This window comes from Pseudoalteromonas sp. SR45-5, assembly GCF_014163565.1.
Classification (GTDB): Bacteria; Pseudomonadota; Gammaproteobacteria; order Enterobacterales; family Alteromonadaceae; genus Pseudoalteromonas; species Pseudoalteromonas distincta.
The window spans coordinates 1-4,364 of sequence record NZ_JACJDN010000334.1; the positions used below are offsets into that span (position 1 = coordinate 1).

Consider the following 4,364-nt stretch of genomic DNA (forward strand, 5'->3'; position numbering starts at 1 on the left):
CATCTTAGTGTATTAAATAACTCACTAACTACGTTAAAAATTATTTATATAGAACAACTATGTACCATAATTTTAGCCTTGTTATTGAGCTATTTTCATATCGCTATAATAGAACACTAATTTAATGCAATTGGTATAATTATTCAGCGTCAGTTTTAGCGCTAAGTTGTTGCTCAAGCAATGAAACTTTAGCTTCAAGTTCGGTTAACTTTTCGCGAGTACGAATAAGTACTTGGCTTTGCACATCAAATTCTTCACGGCTCACAAAGTCCATCTCAGCAAGCTTGTTTTGTAGAACTTGCTTTGTTTTACCTTCGAGTGTGTCTGCTAGGTTTTTTACACCTTGCGGCATATTGCTAGTAATTTGCTTAGCAATTTCTTCAAGTTTTGCTGGGTTGATCATATTTGTCCCTTCGGCATTGCCTAAATGATAATAACTAATATTACCTTATACCCACGGTATTTAACACATGATCATCTTTACCTTAATTAATTAAGGCAATTGCTATGCTCGCTGTAATGGTTACGTTAAAATTGCGCGTCTTTTAAATTTCTTTGGTCGTTATGAAACTCAATCCTAAACAAGATGAAGCCGTAAAATATATTAGTGGTCCCTGCTTAGTACTCGCGGGCGCAGGCTCTGGTAAAACCCGTGTTATTACGAATAAAATCGCTTATTTAGTGAAAAAATGTGAGTACAAAGCACGAAATATAGCCGCTGTTACTTTTACCAATAAAGCAGCCAAAGAAATGCGTGAGCGAGTACTGCAAACGCTCGGTAAGCAAGACGCTAAAGGTTTATGGGTATCAACGTTTCATACACTCGGTTTAGAAATAATAAAAAAAGAGTTGAGTACATTAGGGTTTAAACCCGGCTTTTCGTTATTTGATGATCAAGATACCAATCAGCTTCTTAGTGAGCTTACCGAAGACGAGCTCAAAAAAGACAAGGACTTACTCAAACTACTTAAAATGGAAATTGGTAGTTGGAAAAACGAATTAGTACTGCCAGAGCAAGCAATACGCGAAGCGCGTGATGCGCAAAAGGCATTGTTCGCGCAGTTATATGGGCGCTATCAAAATCAACTGCGTGCTTATAACGCACTGGATTTTGATGATTTAATTATGATCCCTACTTTGTTACTTACTAATAACGCCACATCTCGTGAGCGCTGGCAGCAACGCTTTAAATACTTGCTGGTGGATGAGTATCAAGATACCAATACAAGCCAATATCAACTTGTTAAATTGCTAGTAGGCGAGCGTGCCCGTTTTACTGTGGTAGGTGATGACGATCAATCAATTTACTCATGGCGTGGTGCTCGCCCGCAAAACTTAGTGTTATTAGGTAAAGACTACCCAGGGCTTAGACTTATAAAGCTTGAACAAAACTATCGAAGTGCAGGGCGAATACTAAAAGCAGCTAACATTTTAATTGCCAATAACCCACATGACATAGAGAAAAAGTTATTTAGTGAACTAGGTTATGGAGAGCCGATTAAAGTAATAGGGTGCCGCGATGAAGAGCATGAATCTGAGCGTGTGGTTGCTGAAATAATTTCACATAAGTTTATGAAGCGAACCAGCTATAAAGATTACGCGATTTTATATCGTGGTAATCATCAAGCACGTGGCTTTGAAAAATCACTAATGAGTAACCGTATCCCTTATAAAATTAGTGGCGGTATGTCGTTTTTCGCTCGCTCAGAAATTAAAGATATTATGGCGTACTTACGCCTATTAGTTAATCAAGATGATGACAATGCGTTTTTACGTATCGTAAATACACCGCGACGCGAAATAGGCACGGTTACCCTTGAAAAGCTTGGTACGCTTGCTAATGAAAAGCACGCGAGCTTGTTTGCTACCTGTTTTGATAACGATTTAGGCTACAGACTAAAAGGGCGTGGCTTTAATGCGCTTGCTGGATTTGCACGCTGGGTTGTTGAGCTATCTGATAACGCAGTACGCGGTGATACGCTCGAAGCTGTTAAAGACTTAGTGCGTAATATTAATTACGAGGCATATTTGTACGAGTCGTCACCGAGTGCAAAAGCGGCTGAAATGCGTATGAAAAACGTATCAGAGCTGTATCGTTGGATAACAGATATGTTGACCGGTGATGCCGACAACGAACCAATGACATTAGCCGAGGTTGTTAGCAAGCTAACCCTTCGGGATATGCTTGAGCGTAACGAAGAAGAAGATGAAACCGATGCAGTGCACTTATCAACACTACATGCATCAAAGGGCTTAGAGTACCCGTACGTATTTATGGTGGGTATGGAAGAGGGTTTACTTCCGCATCAGGTAAGTATTGATGAGGACAACGTAGATGAAGAACGTCGCTTAGCTTATGTTGGTATTACTCGCGCACAGCAGGAGTTAACACTTACTTATGCAAAGATACGTCGTCAATTTGGTGAAACCTCACAAACTGAATTAAGCCGATTTGTACAAGAGTTACCGCAGGACGATCTTGCGTTCGAAAACAAAAAAGCGCCAAATACCCAAGCAGAGCGCATGGAAAAAGGCCAAGCAAGAGTCGCTAACTTACGAGCGATGTTTAAAAAGCCTGAGTAATACCTCAGGCTAACTTTATAAAGACTGGGTTGCTTGCACTTCAGGTAACTCAGAGCATACTAAAGCGTGTTGTTTACCTACAAAAAATGCCAAACCGTGTTTATCTAATAAAGCTCTAAAATTAAGTATTGATGGGCCTTTAGCAATGACCTTCATTGCTTTGAGCTTTGTAATTGCAAGCACGCCCTGTAGCTGAAAATCGTAACTTTCTTGTTGTAAAACACGTTTACTAAAGGTCGAGCTAAGTAGTAAATAATCAAAATTAATATCGGTTAGTAAATTAAGTTCGCACCTGTCTTTAGCAAAATTGTTTAAACCAATTGAATAACCAAGTTGCGATAGCGTTTTGAGGTTTTTTATTTGCGTTGCACATGCGTGGCGAATTTCTTGTTCATCAAATAATAAACAGAGTTGGCTTTGTCCTTGTTGTTTATTTAGCGTATCTGTAAATAAAACAAATTCGTGTTCCTCAAGTAGCAAACCAGAGCAAGGAACCAATGCCATAGCTACATTTGCAGTAATTGCTTGTGCATAGGCGCGTTGTAATAGTTGTAACTCTACTTGCAGATGCTGCTCTTTATCTGATGCAAACTTTTTCAAAATATCAAAGCTAGTAAAGCCAAGTATTGGGTGTTCACCAAATGCTTCAAATAAAGATTCAGACTGTTGTTGCTCATCAAGCGTAATTATTTCTGAGCTTCTAAAACTCATAGGTAATATATCAAGGTGATGTTGTGCTTTTAGAGTCTGCGCAGGTATTGATTGCGTTAATAGCGGATGAAATAACTCGTAACGATTTTTTCCTGAGTTTTTGGCGTGATACATGGCGGCATCGGCATCACGAATAATTTCATCTGTATGCGTATAGCTTTTCTTTGAGTAGGTTATCCCTATACTTGCGCCACTTTGTAAAGACTCACATTTGAGATAAAAGGGTTTTTTCATTAAATCTATAATACGATTTGCAACATCTTCTGCTTGTTGAGGCTCAGTTAAATGGGTTAATAAAATAACAAATTCATCCCCGCCTAAACGTGCTAGTAAATCATGCTCGCGTATACATTGGGCAAATAACTCACTTACGTTAATTAAAAATTGATCGCCTGCATGGTGGCCAAGCTGATCGTTAATATCTTTAAATTTATCTAAATCGATAAACAAAACAGCAAAGTGGTGCTCAGGAAAACGTTGATAATGTTGTAGCGTTTTTTCGAGCTGAGTTAAAAATAGACTACGATTAGGCAAGCTCGTAAGTGAATCGTGATGTGCATCATGATAAAGCTGCTGCTCTATTTTTTTTCGCTCATCTATTTGCATTTGTAAGTGCAGATTAGTTTGACGCAATTCTTTGGTTTTTTCGTTTACTCTAAATTCGAGTTCTTGATGGCTTTTTGCAATTGCTTGATTGACGAGCTTTGTTTGTAAAACAGCTGCAATTTGATGCGATACAAAGGTAATTAACTCGCAATCATCTCGGCTGAAAATATGTTTGTTATCGTAGGCTTGGCAAACAATAAGGCCGATAACACCTTGAGCTGTTTTAAGTGGAGCGCCTAACCAGCTAGTGGCCATTTGCTCTTTTGGTACAGGTGCTGAACGTTGTACCACACCGCTTACTATTAATTCTTTTGCTCTACATGGGTGTATTAGTTGTGTTTCTTCGGTGCTTATTACCAGTTCGCTATAACCTTTAGCAAAGCGTCTTGGCTGTGTATTTTCTTTAAATTCATCTACGCAATAAGGAAAACTAATCCACCCTGTTTCTTTATCATAAAGCGCAA

3 protein-coding genes are annotated in these 4,364 nt (G+C 38.8%); 1 reads left to right on the forward strand and 2 read right to left on the reverse strand.

The features are described 5' to 3' along the window. Window positions 1-139: 139 nt before the first annotated feature. Window positions 140-403, reverse strand: a complete 264-nt coding sequence (locus H5072_RS12705; RefSeq protein WP_002959905.1) for a ubiquinone biosynthesis accessory factor UbiK — start codon at window positions 401-403, stop codon at window positions 140-142. A gap of 161 nt (window positions 404-564) precedes the next feature. Between H5072_RS12705 and rep the strand changes: the two genes are divergently transcribed. Next, a complete protein-coding gene (gene rep, locus H5072_RS12710; RefSeq protein ID WP_182693720.1) occupies window positions 565-2,583 on the forward strand; it encodes a DNA helicase Rep in 2,019 nt (672 codons plus the stop codon). A 15-nt stretch (window positions 2,584-2,598) separates the two neighbouring features. On the opposite strand, the gene H5072_RS12715 is transcribed toward rep, so the two are convergent. After that, window positions 2,599-4,364 (reverse strand): diguanylate cyclase domain-containing protein (locus H5072_RS12715; protein ID WP_182693721.1); only part of this gene is annotated, 1,766 nt, incomplete at its 5' end.

What these genes read in the sequence shown, in the direction of transcription:
- H5072_RS12705 (WP_002959905.1), bottom strand. Translation starts at nt 403, where the DNA reads ATGATCAACCCAGCAAAACTTGAAGAAATTGCTAAGCAAATTACTAGC.
- rep (WP_182693720.1), top strand. Translation starts at nt 565, where the DNA reads ATGAAACTCAATCCTAAACAAGATGAAGCCGTAAAATATATTAGTGGT.